We start from the raw sequence: 17,274 nt of genomic DNA, 5'->3' as shown, positions 1-17,274 counted from the left end.
ATGGAGAATGAATTTCAGTCATCCAAGCCGATTTATCTGCAGATTGCCGATCGTGTATATTACCGGCTGATCCGAAGTGAGCTTTCACCGGGGGACAAACTGCCGTCCGTAAGGGAGATGGCCGTACAGATGAAAGTGAATCCGAATACGATACAAAGAACGTACAGTGAAATGGAAAGGCTGGGGATCGTGGAGACGAGAAGAGGACAGGGAACCTTTATAGCGGAAAGGTCCGATCTGAAAGCGGAGCTGAAAGACAGGCTGACTAAAGACGTTTTCAAACGCTTTATTCAGGAAATGGCGGAGCTGGGGTTATCTCCTGAGGAAATGATCGACGGGATCAAACAATATGCGGAGGAAGGAAACGATGAATCTTGATTTTGAAGGCGTAACAAAAAAATACGGCCGCAGGCTCGCGGTCAGCGATGTATCATTTTCATTGTCTCCGGGTAAAATCTACGGAATTTTAGGGCCGAACGGAAGCGGTAAATCAACAACGCTTAAAATGCTTGCCGGGCTTGCGTTCCCGACCTCGGGCGCCGTCCGGATCGGAGACTGCGCAGTAAGCAGGAACATGCTGTTTCGTACGGCTTATTTAACCGAACATGATATGTTTTTCGCCCGGACGACCGTCGGTGATATGCTCACATTTTATCATTCGCAATTCCCGGATTTTCAGCTGGAAAAAGCACATAACCTATTAACGGAAATGAATCTTTCAGCGAAGCAGAAGATAAAAGAGCTGTCCAAAGGCAGCCGGGGCAGGCTGAAAATCGTTTTGACCCTGTCGAGAAAAGCATCCGTCATTCTGCTGGATGAGCCGTTTTCAGGTCTTGATCCGGCGGTCAGAGAATCGATTGTCAACAGTCTCGTATCTTATATTGATTTTGACAGCCAGATTGTCGTCATCGCCACGCATGAGATCGGCGAGATTGAGACGCTGTTAGACGAAGTGATGGTTTTCATAAAAGGGAAAATCGCTGAACGGCGCGAGGTCGAAGAAATTCGGGAACAGGAAGGAATGTCCGTGCTGCAATGGTACAGAAGCGTCATGCAGGCGCACGAAATAGAAGGGGGATTCTAATTGGAAACGGTATTAGAACTGCAACAGGTAAAGAAAACGATAAAAGGACGAACGATTATTCATGATCTGAGCTTCTCCGTCCGGGCGGGCGAAGTGTTTGGGTTTCTAGGGCCGAACGGAGCGGGGAAAACCACTACGATCAGAATGATGGTCGGATTAATGAAACTGTCTCAGGGAGACATCGTAATCTGCGGGGAATCCATTACGAAAAACTATGCAAAAGCGGTCAGGCACGTCGGAGCCATCGTGGAAAACCCGGAGCTGTACAAATTCCTGAGCGGTTATAAAAATTTACAGCAGTACGCAAGGATGGTAAAAGGCGTTACGAAAGAAAAAATAGATGAGGTCATCGAGCTCGTCGGGTTGCAGGACAGAATACATGACAAAGTAAAAACCTACTCTCTCGGAATGAGACAGCGTCTCGGCCTCGCCCAAAGCCTGCTGCATAATCCTAAGGTGCTGATTCTGGATGAACCGACAAACGGCCTTGATCCCGCGGGCATCAGGGAAATCAGGGACCATCTGAAAAAGCTGACACGTGAAAAAGGAATGGCTGTCATCGTCTCAAGCCATCTGCTGTCAGAAATGGAGTTAATGTGCGACCGAATCGGCATTCTGCAAAAAGGGGAGCTTATCGATATTCAAAAAGTAAGGGATGAAGGAAAAGAGGATAAAGATACATACTTCTTCCATATTGAACAAAGAGAAGAGGCTCTTGCCGTTCTGAGTCAGTTTGACTGTGTGAAGAAGACAAACGGCATTGAGATCAAGCTGTCAAAACAGGAAGTGCCTGATGTGATTTCACTGCTCGTCCGTGAAAACATCCGCTTATATGAAGTGAAAATCATGACAAAATCTTTGGAAGACCGTTTCTTGGAGATTACCGGCGGGACGAAAGAGGAGGTTCAATATGTTTAAGCTGATCTATAATGAATGGATAAAAATTTTCAGCCGCGTCGGCACGTGGGCTATGATTGTAATTTTAGGCGTTTCGATGATCGGTTTTGCGCTTCTGTCAAACCATTTCACCTCGAGCGAAGCCAATCCGAATTGGAAACAGGAGCTCCAGGCCGAAAACAAAGAAATGAAACAGCAGATGAAGGAAACCGGAAACCAGACGCTCATTGATAACCTGAAACAGAATGTCGCGATAAATCAATACCGTATGGATCATAACATCCCTGAGGATACAGGGTACACAGTGTGGTCATACGTAGCTGATTCTTCGATGATGACTGTTTTGACCGGGCTGTTTACGATTATCATTGCCGCAGGCATCGTGGCGAATGAGTTCAACTGGGGGACGATCAAGCTGCTGGCTATCCGTCCGCTCAGCCGTTTTCAGATTTTGCTTTCTAAATATATGACGGTGCTGCTGTTCGGACTGCTGATGCTTGTGATTTTATTTGCCGGCTCCGCTCTGTTGGGATTGGTCTTTTTCGGTACAGGGGGAGATACTGCGGCTGATATTCATCTCGTATACAAAGACGGCCATGTTTTTGAGCAAAATATCATCGCCTTCCTCGCTAAAACATATATCTATGAATCTGTCTCCGCTTTTATGCTTGCGACGATGGCGTTTATGCTGTCTGCGGTATTCCGGAACAGCTCATTAGCGGTCGGATTTTCTATTTTTCTATTGGTTATGGGAAACACGGCGACTGTATTTCTTGCCACGAAATTTGAATGGACCAAATATATTTTATTCGCGAACACGGATTTGTCGCAATATATGAACGGGACTCCTTTAGTAGAGGGGATGACGATGACATTTTCGGTTGTGATGCTTGTGATTTACTTCGTTATTTTTCTGGCGCTCGCATTCGGCGTCTTCTTAAAACGCGATATTGCCACCTGATATAAAAAAGCTGTTTTGCCTTTGCAAAACAGCTTTTCGTTTTAGATGAAAAAAACCCTGCCGGCGTACACCGGCAGGGTTTTTAAACAATTTATGCTTTTGTTACGTTAGCAGCTTGTGGTCCGCGGTTTCCTTCAACGATTTCGAAAGAAACAGATTGGCCTTCTTCTAAAGTTTTGAAGCCTTCGCCTTGAATAGCAGAGAAGTGAACGAATACATCGTCTTGACCTTCTACTTCGATGAATCCGAATCCTTTTTCAGAGTTGAACCATTTTACTTTACCTTCTAACATGAAATTTCCTCCTAAAGCGACATAACGCTTAAATTCACTATTCTTGCTCTAAAACAAACTTCCAAGACGAAAACTCTTACAAAACTTTCTTCTTAAAGATAGTTCGAACAAAAATAATTACCTTTACTCTACCAGTAATTCGAAGAAAAAACAACTGCTAAATGTAACTTTTTTCGAAATAACATGTTTTAAGAGGGGAACGCTCTGATACGGAAATCAGATTTGAGACTAGAACAGCCCATTTTCAGCTGATAAAAACCGCTTTGCAGCCTCTTAAGGAAGCAATTGACAACCCTTTTTTTAATCGGTATTGTATGTAATCATGAGCCCGAATACCATGGTGCAGCCTCTGTACATAAAAATAGATAGGGAGTAGGTCAACTTGAACCTGCGGCTTATAAACAGTCTGTTTCTTTTCATTTTGATCATGTCACTTACTTCATGCCATTATCCTGACGGGAACCGGACAATTACTATTGGAATCAATGAATCTGATCAATCGATCTGGGAGTTTGTCGCGAAAAAAGCCGGTGAGGAAGGATTGCAGCTCTCTTTGGTAACGTTTTCGGATTATGCCGAGGCCGATTTGGCGCTTGCCGGCGGGGATCTCGACGCCAATGCGTTTCAATCCGTTTCTTATTTTCAATCTTTGCCGCCTCATGTGAAAAAGAAGCTGGCTCCTTTAGGAACGACATATGCGGCATCGCTGGGGGTGTATTCCAAGCAACATAAACGGCTGAAGGATATACCGGACGGAGCGGTCATTGCCGTGCCTGGTGAAGCGGCGGCCTTCGGCAGGGCGCTTTTTCTCATGCAGGAGGCCGGACTGATGACATTGAAAAAGGGATTCACCGGTACGGGTTCAACTGATATGATCAAGGACAACCCGAAGCATCTGACCTTAAAAACGGAAACAAAAAAGAACGCATATCAGGCGGCGGAACATGCTGACGCAGCAGTTCTCAGTCAAAGCGAGGCGAAAAGAGCAGGATTTCATGCGGAGAAGGACGCGCTGATCCGATCGGCGCAAATGAAGGAAGCGTATATTCATCTGGTCGCCGTCAGGGCTGAGGATAAAGATGATGAACGGATGCAAAAACTCCTGTCTTTGTATCAATCAGATGATACCGCGGCGTTTATTGAAAAAGAATATGAGGGCAGCCTGATTCCTGTTTTCCTGAGGGGCGGCTTTCTCACTGAAAAGAAAGAATGATTTCCTCTTCGGGCGATCATTCTTTTTTTTCAGTGCTGCACACTTGATTGCGCCCCGATGTTTTCGCTTTGTACAGCATCCGGTCCGCGATCAGGGGCAATGTCTGAGGATCCGATGTATTTGTCGGATAATGCGCGATGCCGAGGGAAACGGTCACGGGAATTGTATCTCCGCTCGTCAGCAGAATCGGGTTCGCGTCAATCGTGTGCCTGATTTCTTCTGCGAGGTGAAGCCCTTTTGTATACGTGCAATTGGGCATAAGTACGGCAAATTCTTCCCCGCCGATGCGGGCTGACGGATCAGAACTGCTGAGTAAGAACCTCAGGCGCGCCCCCAGTTCCTTCAGCACTTGGTCCCCTTCATAATGGCCGTATTGATCATTGATCTGCTTAAAGTGATCAATATCCAAATAAATAAGCGCGAGCTGAGACGAGGGGGATTGAGACGCCCGATCGTACAGAACGCGCGAGACTTCCTCGAATTTTCTCTTATTAAAAATCCCCGTCAGAAAATCATAATTCGCTTGAAACTTGTATTGCTTGAACAAAAGGCGGGCATCGGCTTCGTGTTTAATGATATATAGCGACAGCATTCCGCCCAAGGTAGAAATGAGCCAAAAATAAACGAGGGCCCCGGCAGGCTGTTCAGGCATAAGTAACAGCAGCGTCAGGGTGATAATAACATTTGAAAAGAGCAGCATAACGAACGCATTTTTGTGATTCGGCTTTTTTCCTCTGAATACGGCCACAGAAAGTATCGCAATCATGCCGACTGCGGCGATAGAATAAATGGCGCTGGCATTGAAATTGATCAGGATACGGCCTGCCACGATAATGAAAAAGGCAGCTGCTGTAGACACCCAGCCTCCGTAAAGAGCGGCGATGATAATGGGAATATTTCTGAGATCGATGATGAAATCAGAGTAAGAAAAGCCGAAAGCAATCAGAAAAACCCCTAAAAGCCCGCAAACCGCCCCCTTCAGTAATTGAAACATCGGACGGTCTTCTTTATGTGAAAGCGACTCTTTAAAAAGAACGGTGAAGAGATAATTAAATGTGATTAAAATCGTCAAATTAAGAAACAGTTCCTTCAGCATAACAATCACCCTTATATAAGTTACTAAAGAAAGGATGGAAAGAAAAGAGAAAAATCAATAAAAATACATATATTGTCAATTCTTACTTGACCGATCGGAATTGATGTAATATAGTGTTTAAGGATAATGAGCAAGGGAGTGTTTACCTGTTTTGGAGAATTTATTTGTAATCTTACATGTTTTTATTTTGTTTTTGTTTATAGCAGGTCTGTTTGTGATGCAAAAAAAACACGTTTCCTTTTCTAAACGTGTCTTTACCGCGCTCGGATTAGGCATTGTATTCGGTTTTGCGCTGCAATTGATTTACGGGCCGGCCTCACATGTCGTGACACAAACGGCCGATTGGTTTAATATCGCCGGCGGCGGTTATGTCAAATTGCTTCAGATGATCGTCATGCCGCTAGTCTTTATTTCTATTCTCGGCGCATTTACGAAGCTTAAACTGACCCATAACATCGGGAAAATCAGCGGACTGATCATCGGAATTTTGATTGCTACGACAGCAATTGCCGCGGCAGTCGGAATTGTTTCGGCGCTTTCCTTTGATCTGAAAGCCGTTCATATCGACCAGGGGAGCACTGAGTTATCAAGGGGTCAGGAGCTGCAGCAAAAATCTGAGGATATGACGGCCAAAACGCTGCCTCAGCAAATCGTTGAGCTTCTGCCGGGGAATCCGTTTCTTGATTTCACGGGAGCCAGACCGACTTCCACCATCGGAGTCGTTATTTTCGCCGCTTTCCTCGGCATCGCTTTTCTGGGCGTGAAACGGAAGCAGCCGGAGCACGCAGCGACATTCAGCGGAATTGTCGATGCGGTTTACGCGATTATTATGCGCGTCGTGACATTAATTTTAAGACTGACGCCTTACGGGGTATTGGCGATTATGACCAAAACGATCGCGACAAGCGACATCGACAGCATTGCGAAACTGGGGATGTTTGTGATCGCTTCATACGCCGCGCTTATCGCCATGTTTATCATTCACTTGCTGCTGATCACGTTCAGCGGTTTAAATCCGATCACATACGTGAAAAAAGCATTTCCGGTTATGGTGTTTGCGTTTACGTCCCGTTCAAGCGCAGGGGCTTTGCCGCTCAATATTAAAACACAAAAAAGCATGGGCGTACCGGAAGGCATTGCGAACTTCGCCGGTTCATTCGGCTTATCAATCGGTCAAAACGGCTGTGCCGGTATTTATCCGGCGATGCTCGCGATGATGATTGCGCCGACAGTAGGACAAAACCCGTTTGAACCGGGATTTATCATTTCCGTCATCGCCATCGTGGCAATCAGTTCATTCGGTGTAGCAGGTGTGGGAGGCGGCGCGACATTTGCGGCTCTGCTCGTCCTATCCGCTTTGAACATGCCTGTCGCGCTTGCCGGACTGCTCATTTCAATTGAGCCGTTAATTGACATGGGGCGCACCGCCTTAAATGTCAGCGGCAGTATGACCGCAGGGCTGTTAACAAGTAAAATGACGAAGGAAACCGATACCGCGGTGTACAATGATTCCACAATCGTCATTGAAGCTGAAGAAGCTTAAAAGCAGATCGATGGTTCATTCTCTTATAGAAAAATATGAGATAGAGCGCTAAAACGAAAAATCCTTCATCGTTGAACGAATGAAGGATTTTTTTTCGTTTCTAATGATTTCCGGGTTCAATTTCTTCCAGCATATTCATCACGGTGCTGTCATTTAAAACATTCACCGCGCTTTCTTCAAAGTGAATCGGCTCGGTATAGTGAGGCTTCGGCGAAGTTTCTTTACTGCGGCTGCGGTCTGCCTGTCCGTCCGTATGGGATGAGCCGGCGTGATTGCGGGAAGTCTGCTCATGCTGCTGTCCGCCGGATTCCCCGCCGAACGCCTGTTTGATCAGCTCGGCAGGCTGCAATGAGCCGGTTTGTGAATGCCGGGCTTTGTCCGTGTGCTGCTGTCCGCCGGATTCCCCGCCGAAAGCTTGTTGAATCAGGTCAGCAGGCTGCATGGAGTGTGTACCATCTTTATGCTGCATTCGGCCTGAAACCATTCCGGAGATTTTCCGGCGGATTTCGGGTGATAAAGCTGCAATCAGAATCGATGATCCGATCAGCAGCGCTGTCGGGCTGATGCCGCTTTTTTTTCTGAACAAGTTAAATCCCTCCTCATTCAATTGATTACGCTTACCTTTCCCTTTCCTTCTGATATTTATCCAAACCGCTCAGAATGCAAACGGCGTGCATAAATCCCGCCGAATAGAAAAACCTATACGTAAAGTGAGAAAGGAGGAATTCACATGATAAAAAAGCAAGCAGTTATCTCTGCCCTTCTTCTGCCGATGCTGATTACCGCAGGGTGCAGTATGGGGAACCAAGGAGAAGGAAAACGAAATGACAACCGCACCCAGAATGTAAATTACCGCAACACGCCTAACGACGGTGCGACAAATATGAATACAGTGAACCGTCATAACCAAAACACCGATCACAATGACAATCGTAACCTGAGAGTGGCTGATAAAGCCGCCGACAAGGTGACTGATTTAAAAGAGGTTAAAAATGCGACTGTGATCGTTGCAGGAAACAGCGCATATGTTGCCGTTGTTTTGACAAACGGGCAAAAAGGCGCCATCGCCAACCATTTAAAAAATAAGATTACCGATAAGGTGAAATCAGCCGATAAACATGTCCGGACTGTATATGTATCAGCGAACCCGGACTTCGTTGAACGCATGCAAGGCTACGGAAAACGAATCCAAAACGGACATCCTGTATCCGGTCTGTTTGATGAATTCGGCCAAATGGTGCAGCGTGTATTCCCAAACCCCAATAAATAAATGAATGGAAAAGCCGCATTTGCTGCGGCTTTTTTATTTTATCTGCCGTCACGACCCAGCGCTCCTGAGCATAAAGTAAAGAATGAGATGAAAATGAAAGGATCGGGGAGGGGAGCTTGTTTGCGTGACGGCATGGGGAAACGGGCGGCATTCACTCTGATCCTGTGCGGAGTCCTTGTCATATTGGCTGTCAGTTCAGCCGTTTCAGTAAGTATGATGTACGTCCTGTCAGGCCAAAACAGCCGCTCTGTTCCGACGAAGGAACAAGTGACTGAACACATGAATAAAGAAATTTACAAACATACAGCGATTTACTATACGGCGGATGAAAAGCCGCTCTTGGATCTGACCAAGCTTGCGCTGGACCACGCAAAGCGTATCAATCAAATCATTGTCGGCTATAAAGGTGCAGCGCCACTTGAACTCATTTTCTTTTCAGATGAAGCTGAAATGGAGCAATATTCAGGATTGAAAAATGTAGTCGGTTTTTATTCAGAACAGGAGCAGATGATGGGGCTTTTGCCTGAAGAGAAAAAACAGCTTTTGAAAAAAGATGAGCTGGCCGTTTTCATGTATAAGCAATTGATTATACATGAATATACACACTACGCGTTTCATCAAAAAACGCGGCAATTGGGGACGGATACGTCTGTATTTCCGCTTTGGTTTCATGAGGGGCTGAGCGAGTGGGTCGCGCATTATGATGTAGTCATTGATCCGATTGCATTTTCCGTCGTGCCGTTTGATCAATTAACGACCGACCGAAAATGGCAGAAATCGCGTATGGAATATGAAACAGATGTCTATTTGCAAAGCTTCTATATGATAAAGGACTTAACCGAAACATTCGGAGAAGGCATTATCTTAACCATTATCAACAAAACCGCCGAAACACAGGATTTTGAAAAAGGCTTTGAAGCGGCTACGAAAGAAAGCCTGAAACGATTTGAACATGATTTCACAAAAGCATATGAAAAAAAGAAAACGGCATTGGAGAGTCAGGTTTCCAACGCCGTTTTTTAATCAATGGAGGTTTTGCTGCTGCTGTCCCATTTGTCCTTTAATCGGAGGCATTTGCGGCTGTCCCTGGGCCGGCGCAAATGAATTCAGCATGGTCTGCATATCTTGTGCATTGAGCTGAGGAACCTGATAATAACCGTGTTTGTTTTGGTATAAGAAGATTTCATACGCCATTTCGACATATTGCTGAATTTGGGCGGAGAGCACTCTTCTAGTGACGGGATTGGTCATTTCAAGCGAGCTCATCGTCAAGAGAGAAGCTTGAGCTTTAATCAGGCCGAGCATATGGCCGCTGATCCCGAGATCTTTGACATCATTTAATGATTGATTCGGTTTTTTCGGCTGAGTCGGTTTTATACCGTAGACGGCCTGGTTCTGTTCCTTCATCATATATGTCGACGTTTCCTGAGAAGGCTTTTGGCCGGTCTTAAAGCATTCTGCCGTCAGATTATAGAGTCCGAGAATGAATTGATACTGGCGGTCAAGGATGTCGGCCAGCTGCTGATCCTGTATAAACTGTCTGAGCATCATAAATTGATCCAAAACGCCGACTGTTCCGGCCAGCACTTCATGCATATCGAAAAGCTCATGTCCTCCGTGATTCACTTGCGGTGAACCCGGGATCCCTTGATTTACTGGCGGCTGCTGCTGATTCTGCTGCTGTTCCACTGGTTGTTTTCCTCCTTCATGTCAAATCATCATTAAGATGTGAAAAAAGCCGATCCGTTATACATCAAGACCTGTTTCGTTACGTGGGGATTATTTACTATTTTGCGCCAGTGAAGACAATCTTTACAAAAAAGTGATGTGATTTTTAAGAAAATAAGCTAACGTATTTCTTAGAAGACAGGGGGGAAATGAATGAAGAAAAAAAGGGGTATGCGTCTTACGTGCTGTTTGCTGACGGTTTGTTTTTTGATGTTCAGCGTGAAAGATGCGGAAGCAATCGGACAAGCAGGATCACTGAATGAAGCTGGAATGGATAAAGCGTATAAAGAACAGCAGACAGAAGACTCCGGCCGTGTCCCGCTCAGAATCATCAGTATGAATGATCTGCACGGAAAAATTGATCAGCAATATGAGCTTGACCTTAACGGAGACGGTAAACCGGATGGCACTTTCGGGCGGATGGACTACGCCGCAGCGTACATTAAAAAGGCGAAAGCCGAGAAAGAACACGCCTTTGTCGTGCATGTGGGCGATATGATCGGGGGCAGCTCTCCCGTGTCAGCCCTTTTTCAGGATGAACCGACAGTAGAATTGATGGAAGACATCGGTTTTGATGTCGGAACTGTCGGCAATCACGAATTCGATGAAGGAACGAATGAGCTTAAACGGATCATCAATGGAGGAGATCATCCGGACGGTAAGGGGACAAGCGGTTATGACGGCCAAAATTTCCCGCTCGTCTGCGCCAACTGTAAACTGAAGTCAGGGGAGTCCTTTCTGCCGCCGTATGAAATTAAATACGTTTCCGGAATTCCGGTCGCATTTATCGGGGTTGTAACCAGATCGGCGGCAGGCATGGTCATCCCGGACGGAATTAAAAATATTACGTTTACGGATGAGGTAAAGGCTGTCAATGACGCCGCCGCTGACCTGAAGAAAAAAGGAATTAAAGCAATCGCCGTGCTCGCCCATATGTCTGCTGAACAAAATGGCTCAGCAATCACGGGAGAATCCGCAAAGCTTGCAAGCGGAACAGACTCAGAGATTGATGTGATTTTCGCCGCGCACAATCATAAAGTCGTAAACGGAGAAATCGACGGCAAGCTGATCGTGCAGGCATTTGAATACGGAAAAGCAATCGGAATCGCGGATCTTGAACTTGATAAAGAGTCGAAGGATATCGTGAAAAAATCAGCGGAAATCCAATATATCGATCAAAGCAAAATCAAGCCTGACCCGGCTGCGGCAGGCATATTAAGCAAATATGAAGAGAAAGTGAAACCGATTATCAGCGAAGCAGTCGGGGAAGCGGCCCATGATATAACGGGCGGGTATTCAAATGACGGCGACACGGCGCTCGGAAATCTGATTGCCGACGGTATGAAAGCGAAGATGAAATCCGATTTTGCGCTTATGAATGGAGGAGGCATCCGGGACGGCTTAAAAAAAGGGCCGATCACATGGGGAGACCTTTATAATGTACAGCCGTTCGGCAATGTGCTGACGAAGCTTGAAATCAAAGGAAAAGATTTGCGGGAGATCATTAACGCGCAAATTTCTCCGGTGTACGGACCGGATTACAGCATCAGCGGATTTTCTTATACATGGAACCCGGAAACCGGACAAGCGGTTGATATGAAGATGGCGGACGGGACAGACATACAGCCCGAAAAAGGATATACAGTAACAGTCAATCAATTTATGGCAACGGCAGCGGGGGCAAAATACGGTCCGATCGGGAAACTCGGCAAGAATCCGGTGACGGGGCCTGAGGATTTGGAAGCGACAGTAGACTATGTCAAAAGCTTTTCCGCGCCGATTTCTTATCAAACCGACGGCCGAATCCGCACGGCATCAGCCGCCGAAACACCTGATGACACCGGCAATCAGCCGGGAAGCGGGGAAACACCGGGCGGTACCAGGCCTGATAAAGGAGAAAAACCTCAAGCGGAAAAACCGGATGCAGCAGAACAGCCTGATCAAACCAAAAAACCTGAACGTCCTGTCGTAAAAGAAACAGCATCTGATACAGTGGAGTCAATTCCCGAATCCCGTCCGGCGTCTGCCGCAAATTCGGAACAAAGCACAAAACAGACTGAAAGCGGCACACAAAAAGGCCGCCCATTGCCTGATACTTCAGCGGGCAGCCATCAGACGGCATTGGCCGGACTGGTGATCACGGGTGCCGGCGTATATTGGCTTTTCAGAAAGAAAAGGGGAACCCGCACACGATGAACAAACTGAAACATATTCCGCTTCTCGTCATCATCGCCGGTATCATCATCACATGTTACGGAAGCTGGAAGATCATTGATTCACATATGAAAACGAACCATTCGCTTGAAGAAGCAAAAAAAGCAACAGAACCTGTCTTGGAAAAGAACGAAACAAAAAGCGCTGTGCTGACACAGCGCAAAAAAGAATTTCACCCCGAAACGGGTAAGGCAAGCGGCATTTTAGAAATCCCTGAAATCGACGCTGAGCTCCCGATCGTCGAAGGGACTGACGCAGATGATTTAGCAAAAGGCGTCGGACATTATAAGGACAGCTATTATCCGGGCGATCACGGCCAAATTGTGTTATCCGGCCACAGGGACACGGTGTTCCGCCGGACCGGCGAACTGAAAAAAGGAGACAGACTGAACGTGATTTTGTCTTACGGCACGTTTTCTTATAAAATCAGCCGTACAAAAATCGTCAGCCGGGATGATACATCTGTCATCACCCTTCAGCACAAGCGGGAGGAACTGATCCTGACCACTTGCTATCCGTTTTCTTACATTGGAAATGCGCCGAAACGATATATTATATATGCCGACCCTGTTTAAGAAAAATACGTTTCGGTAAAATGAGCCAGATCAGCCGGCATCGGCGCCTCGGCAACGATTTCTTCTCCTGAGATCGGATGGACGACACTGACTTTTTTTGCGTGAAGCGCCTGCCTGTGAAACAGCGTCCTGCTTCCGCCGTACAGGTCATCGCCCGCCAACGGATGGCCGATGCTTGCCATATGCACCCTGATTTGATGTGTTCTCCCGGTTTCCAGTTCAAGCTCTGCCAATGTAAGCTGCGCACCGGGATGATAGCCTTTCACTTTGTAATGGGTGACGGCGGCTTGTCCGCCGGGTGAGACGCGCCGTCTGACGGAATGTGACCTGTCGCGGCCGATCGGCGAGTCAACCGTGCCTTTTTTCGGCGTGACTTTTCCTTCCGCCGCGGCGATATAGGTGCGTTTTAATGTTTTGGTTTCGAGCTGACGGTCAAGGATTGCATGGGCCAGGCGGTGTTTCGCGAAAACGACCGCGCCTGACGTGTCACGGTCAAGACGGTGAACGTGGCGCACTTTCGCCTGCTCGCCGTTGATTTGAAAATGGTAAGCGATCAGGTTGCTGAGGGTGCCGGTCTGACCCTCTTCATTTGGATGAGTCGGCATTCCCGCCGGCTTATTTGCAATCAGCATATGATTGTCCTCAAATAAAATGTCCGGCTCTCCGTATTCCGGAGTCACCGAAGAACCCGTTTTTTCCTGAAGATCAATGAATAAGCGATCTCCGGTTTTCAGTATGATGTTGTTTTTCGGGGATGTTCGATTCACCTGAATGCTTTCTTGGTTCATCCATTCCGTAATTACGGGTTTTGACGCCTGGAATTCAGATTTCAGGACTGAAAACAGCCATTGTCCGGCGTGCTTTTCCGTAATCAGGAGTTCCAGACCGCGGTCATTTTGTTTCATATCATAAAGCTCCTTTTCAAGCGGAAAGCGGCTGTTTCAATAGGAAACACTTACCTTAGCTTTCGCGTTTTTTTCTATGCTATTCTTGATAAAGATTAAGGATATTCACATGGCAAGAAAGGTGATTGATGTGAGAATTGTGAACGCAGCGACTGACGGACAAGAAAGCGCGATACAAGAGCTTTCCTCTGAATTGTTTCAAAATGTCTTTCCTCTTTATTTCTCCGAACTGGAAATTCAGCGCTTTAAAAAAAGGGGCGTATTATCATTACAAAACCAACGTTACCAAGGAACTTTAAAAGAAGCGTTTCAAATTATGGCTTGTCTGCAAACGGTACATATCATGCTGTCAAAGCCGCACCCGGTATATGACGTCAAAGAGCGGGCGCTGTTTGATAAAAATTGCGCTTTGCTGAATGAATGCGGAATGAATTTTCCCTTTACCTATGATGATTTCGAGACAGGGGCCGGATCAGAAGCCTGCGGTCACAGAAGGCTGATCTGACGGGTATAAAGAGCCTTTTAACAGGCTCTTTTTTGCTTCCTTGACATGATACCACAATTTCTTTCCTCTAACTCCCTTTATAATGAGACAAATCCCCGAGCATAATAAATGTCGAAAGGGGTGCTTTACAATGAGTTCAATCAAACAATCAATGACTACCCACGTGGCTACCGTTTCTCCCAATCAAACGATTCAGGAAGCGGCTGCGCTGATGCACCAGCATAATGTCGGAGCAATTCCCGTCGTTGACGGAGGGGAATTAAAAGGAATGCTGACAGACCGTGATATCGCATTGAGAACAACGGCTCAAGGCCGCGACGGCCAAACACCTGTTTCACACGTGATGTCTTCTGCAGTTGTATCCGGAAACCCGGAAATGAGTCTTGAAGAGGCGTCACATCTGATGGCCCAACACCAAATCCGCCGCCTTCCCATTGTCGATCAAAATCATCTGGTCGGGATCGTTGCGCTTGGAGACTTAGCGGTCGATCAGCGTTCAAATGAGTCTGCGGGAGCAGCTCTTTCCAATATTTCCAGTCAAAACACACAGTAACGGATGAAGAGAGCTTGCACTCATGCAGGCTCTTCTTTCCGTGAGAATGTTACATTTTGAACGCGAAAGAAATTCACGGTATAGTGTATACATAGGTCAGTACGTTTAGCTAAAGGAGCTGTAACCATTGATAAAAGCATTAATCTTTGATTTTGACGGGTTAATTTTAGATACAGAAACCCATGAATATGAAGTGCTGCAGGAAATGTTTGAAGAACACGGTTCAACATTGCCTTTATCCGTCTGGGGAAAGGTGATCGGAACGGCCGCGGGGTTTAAGCCGTTCGCATATTTAGAGGAGCAGCTGGGAAGAAAGCTCGATCATGATGAACTGACGGCGATCAGGCGCGGGCGCTTCGAACAGCGGATGAAGACGGAAACGGCGCGTCCCGGGGTGGAGGCTTATTTAGCCGCGGCAAAAGAATTAGGATTGAAAGTGGGGCTCGCGTCCAGCTCAGATTTTAAATGGGTATCGGGCCATCTGAAGGAATTAGGCCTGTTTGATGAATTTGAAGTGATTCAGACGGCTGACGACGTAGAAGAAGTGAAGCCGAATCCGGAGCTCTATCTGAAAGCTGCGGAACATTTAGGCGTTGAACCATCTGAATGTCTGGCCTTTGAGGATTCGGTCAACGGCTCAATCGCAGCCAAACGGGCCGGCATGAAATGTGTCATCGTCCCGAATAAGGTAACAAGCGCCCTGTTATTTGAAGAATACGATCACAGACTGGAATCGATGGCGGAAATGGAACTTGAATTACTCTTACAGCGATTGAACGATCAAAACGAAACGGCAGGGGGAAGCAGCATTGTCTGAGAAACTTGATCTGACCCGTTTTGAAAAGAAAATGGTCATCCGGAATATGGAAGAGAAAGATATCAACAAAATTATTGAGCTGCAAAAGGATTGTTTTCCGGGGATGGAGCCGTGGGAGCCTGAGCATTTAATCAGCCATCTCGCGCACTTTCCGGAAGGTCAGTTTTGCGCCGAGTATGAAGGGGAAATTATCGGTTCATGCTCAAGCCTGATCATCAATTTCGATGAATATGATGACCGCCACACGTGGCAGGACATTACAGACGACGGTTATATCACGAACCACAACCCGGACGGATTGAATCTGTACGGGATTGAGGTAATGGTTCACCCGGAATACAGACGGATGAAAATCGGACACCGGCTGTATGAGGCGAGAAAAGACTTGGCGAGACGATTGAATCTGAAAAGCATCATTATCGGCGGGCGGATTCCGAATTATCATAAGTATGCGGAAGAAATGACGGCGAGAGCTTATGTCGAACAGGTGACGCGCCATCAGATTTATGATCCGGTGCTTTCTTTCCAGCTGATGAACGGATTTACGCTCATGCGGATCAATCCGAATTATCTCCCGGATGACACCGCGTCCATTAAATATGCGACATTAATGCAATGGAACAATGTCGATTACCTGCCGCAATCGAAGCGCTATTACAAATCGGCATTTCCGGTGCGCATCTGCGTCATTCAATATGAAATGAAAAAGATTTACTCCTTCGAGGAATTTGCCAATCAGGTTGAATATTATGTCGATGTGGCTTCCGATGCGAGATCTGATTTCGCAGTGTTCCCGGAGATTTTCACGACGCAGCTCATGTCTTTCCTCGAGGAGCGTTCTCCGAGTCTGGCCATTCAGAGGATTACCGAATATACCGAGGACTATATCAGCCTCTTTACAGATCTCGCGGTGAAATATAACGTCAACATCATCGGCGGCTCCCACTTCGTTGAAGAAGAGGGGAAAATTTATAACATCGCGTACTTATTCAGACGTGACGGCACGATTGAAAAACAATATAAGCTTCACATTACGCCGAATGAGCGGAAATGGTGGGGCATCAGCGCCGGAGACAGGGTGCGCGTATTTGATACGGACTGCGGAAAGATCGCCATTCAGATCTGTTACGATATCGAATTTCCGGAGCTTGCGAGAATTGCCGCGGATCAAGGGGCGAAAATTATCTTTACGCCGTTCTGCACTGAAGACCGCCAAGGCTACTTGCGCGTAAGGTACTGCTCTCAGGCGCGAGCGGTTGAAAACCAAATTTACACCGTCATCTCAGGTACGGTCGGAAACCTGCCGCAAACAGAAAATATGGATATTCAATACGCGCAGTCAGCCATTTTTGCTCCGTCTGATTTTGAATTTGCCAGAGACGGAATCGTCGGTGAAACGAATCCGAATATCGAAATGGTCGTGATCGGGGACGTGGACCTTGAAATCTTAAGAAGGCAGCGTGAAAACGGAACCGTGCGCCAGCTGAAAGACCGGCGCAAAGACATTTACCGGATTACGCATCTGAAATAAAAAAAACGCCCGCTCCGCTTAAGGGGACTGCCCCCCGTTTTTGAGACAGGGGTCAAAACACCTTTTAAACAGCCAATTGCCGATAGTTTA

19 protein-coding genes are annotated in these 17,274 nt (G+C 46.7%); 14 read left to right on the top strand and 5 right to left on the bottom strand.

Annotated features, from left to right (window positions below):
* Genes BGM27_RS19535 through BGM27_RS19520 form a run of 4 tightly spaced genes read left to right on the top strand, consistent with a single transcriptional unit; the run spans position 1 to position 2,942 of the window.
* Positions 1-378, top strand: coding sequence for a GntR family transcriptional regulator (locus BGM27_RS19535; protein ID WP_007408436.1), 378 nt, complete (start codon positions 1-3; stop codon positions 376-378).
* Entirely contained in the window at positions 368-1,084 is a 717-nt protein-coding gene (locus BGM27_RS19530; protein WP_007408437.1) for an ATP-binding cassette domain-containing protein, read from the top strand. Before BGM27_RS19535 ends, BGM27_RS19530 begins: the two co-directional genes overlap by 11 nt.
* On the top strand, positions 1,085-2,002 hold the full coding sequence (locus BGM27_RS19525; protein ID WP_007408438.1) for an ABC transporter ATP-binding protein: 918 nt from the start codon (positions 1,085-1,087) through the stop codon (positions 2,000-2,002).
* The gene (locus BGM27_RS19520) at positions 1,995-2,942 is read left to right on the top strand and encodes an ABC transporter permease (RefSeq protein ID WP_007408439.1); all 948 of its coding nucleotides are present in this window, start codon (positions 1,995-1,997) and stop codon (positions 2,940-2,942) included. The genes BGM27_RS19525 and BGM27_RS19520 overlap by 8 nt, the downstream gene beginning before the upstream one ends.
* A 91-nt stretch (positions 2,943-3,033) precedes the next feature.
* On the opposite strand, the gene cspB is transcribed toward BGM27_RS19520, so the two are convergent.
* Positions 3,034-3,234, bottom strand: coding sequence for a cold shock-like protein CspB (gene cspB / locus BGM27_RS19515; RefSeq protein ID WP_003155376.1), 201 nt, complete (start codon positions 3,232-3,234; stop codon positions 3,034-3,036).
* A 382-nt stretch (positions 3,235-3,616) separates the two neighbouring features.
* Here cspB and BGM27_RS19510 point away from each other — a divergent pair, with 382 nt between their 5' ends.
* The gene (locus BGM27_RS19510; protein ID WP_007408440.1) at positions 3,617-4,447 is read left to right on the top strand and encodes a MetQ/NlpA family ABC transporter substrate-binding protein; all 831 of its coding nucleotides are present in this window, start codon (positions 3,617-3,619) and stop codon (positions 4,445-4,447) included.
* Positions 4,448-4,463: 16 nt separating this feature from the next.
* Here the strand turns inward: BGM27_RS19510 and BGM27_RS19505 are convergent, their stop codons facing one another.
* Entirely contained in the window at positions 4,464-5,543 is a 1,080-nt protein-coding gene (locus tag BGM27_RS19505; RefSeq protein WP_007408441.1) for a diguanylate cyclase, read from the bottom strand.
* Positions 5,544-5,694: 151 nt separating this feature from the next.
* Here BGM27_RS19505 and BGM27_RS19500 point away from each other — a divergent pair, with 151 nt between their 5' ends.
* Entirely contained in the window at positions 5,695-7,086 is a 1,392-nt protein-coding gene (locus BGM27_RS19500) for an L-cystine transporter (RefSeq protein ID WP_007408442.1), read from the top strand.
* A 100-nt stretch (positions 7,087-7,186) separates the two neighbouring features.
* Here BGM27_RS19500 and BGM27_RS19495 read toward each other — a convergent pair whose 3' ends face one another.
* Positions 7,187-7,672 carry a hypothetical protein gene (locus tag BGM27_RS19495; RefSeq protein WP_007408443.1) on the bottom strand — a complete coding sequence of 162 codons (486 nt, stop codon included), beginning with the start codon at positions 7,670-7,672 and terminating at the stop codon, positions 7,187-7,189.
* 144 nt (positions 7,673-7,816) lie between these two features.
* Here BGM27_RS19495 and BGM27_RS19490 point away from each other — a divergent pair, with 144 nt between their 5' ends.
* Together BGM27_RS19490 and BGM27_RS19485 are read left to right on the top strand one after the other, a co-directional pair.
* Positions 7,817-8,356 carry a YhcN/YlaJ family sporulation lipoprotein gene (locus BGM27_RS19490; RefSeq protein ID WP_003155362.1) on the top strand — a complete coding sequence of 180 codons (540 nt, stop codon included), beginning with the start codon at positions 7,817-7,819 and terminating at the stop codon, positions 8,354-8,356.
* A 120-nt stretch (positions 8,357-8,476) separates the two neighbouring features.
* Positions 8,477-9,379 carry a hypothetical protein gene (locus BGM27_RS19485; protein WP_007408444.1) on the top strand — a complete coding sequence of 301 codons (903 nt, stop codon included), beginning with the start codon at positions 8,477-8,479 and terminating at the stop codon, positions 9,377-9,379.
* On the opposite strand, the gene BGM27_RS19480 is transcribed toward BGM27_RS19485, so the two are convergent.
* Complete coding sequence (locus BGM27_RS19480) at positions 9,380-10,045, bottom strand: spore coat protein (RefSeq protein ID WP_007408445.1); 666 nt, start codon at positions 10,043-10,045, stop codon at positions 9,380-9,382.
* A 192-nt stretch (positions 10,046-10,237) separates the two neighbouring features.
* On the opposite strand from BGM27_RS19480, the gene BGM27_RS19475 reads away from it, so the two are divergent.
* Positions 10,238-12,280: a 5'-nucleotidase C-terminal domain-containing protein gene (locus tag BGM27_RS19475; protein ID WP_020953955.1), complete on the top strand. Its 2,043-nt coding sequence runs from the start codon at positions 10,238-10,240 to the stop codon at positions 12,278-12,280.
* Positions 12,277-12,873 (top strand): class D sortase, encoded by a 597-nt coding sequence (locus tag BGM27_RS19470; RefSeq protein ID WP_007408446.1) that lies wholly within the window; start codon positions 12,277-12,279, stop codon positions 12,871-12,873. The genes BGM27_RS19475 and BGM27_RS19470 overlap by 4 nt, the downstream gene beginning before the upstream one ends.
* On the opposite strand, the gene BGM27_RS19465 is transcribed toward BGM27_RS19470, so the two are convergent.
* Complete coding sequence (locus BGM27_RS19465) at positions 12,870-13,778, bottom strand: RluA family pseudouridine synthase (RefSeq protein WP_007408447.1); 909 nt, start codon at positions 13,776-13,778, stop codon at positions 12,870-12,872. The genes BGM27_RS19470 and BGM27_RS19465 overlap by 4 nt on opposite strands.
* A 109-nt stretch (positions 13,779-13,887) precedes the next feature.
* Here BGM27_RS19465 and BGM27_RS19460 point away from each other — a divergent pair, with 109 nt between their 5' ends.
* The 4 genes from BGM27_RS19460 (at position 13,888) to BGM27_RS19445 (ending at position 17,184) form a co-directional block, all read left to right on the top strand.
* Positions 13,888-14,283, top strand: coding sequence for a DUF5365 family protein (locus tag BGM27_RS19460; protein WP_007408448.1), 396 nt, complete (start codon positions 13,888-13,890; stop codon positions 14,281-14,283).
* A 130-nt stretch (positions 14,284-14,413) separates the two neighbouring features.
* Positions 14,414-14,836 carry a CBS domain-containing protein gene (locus tag BGM27_RS19455; protein ID WP_007408449.1) on the top strand — a complete coding sequence of 141 codons (423 nt, stop codon included), beginning with the start codon at positions 14,414-14,416 and terminating at the stop codon, positions 14,834-14,836.
* 127 nt (positions 14,837-14,963) lie between these two features.
* Entirely contained in the window at positions 14,964-15,653 is a 690-nt protein-coding gene (locus BGM27_RS19450) for an HAD family hydrolase (protein WP_007408450.1), read from the top strand.
* The gene (locus tag BGM27_RS19445) at positions 15,646-17,184 is read left to right on the top strand and encodes a bifunctional GNAT family N-acetyltransferase/carbon-nitrogen hydrolase family protein (RefSeq protein ID WP_007408451.1); all 1,539 of its coding nucleotides are present in this window, start codon (positions 15,646-15,648) and stop codon (positions 17,182-17,184) included. Before BGM27_RS19450 ends, BGM27_RS19445 begins: the two co-directional genes overlap by 8 nt.
* Positions 17,185-17,274 lie beyond the last annotated feature (90 nt).

Origin of the sequence: Bacillus sp. FJAT-27001, assembly GCF_019039175.1 — a bacterium.
Classification (GTDB): domain Bacteria; phylum Bacillota; class Bacilli; order Bacillales; family Bacillaceae; genus Bacillus; species Bacillus velezensis.
The sequence above is the reverse complement of the archived record's forward strand: the minus strand, read 5'-3'. Positions and strand labels throughout refer to the sequence as shown.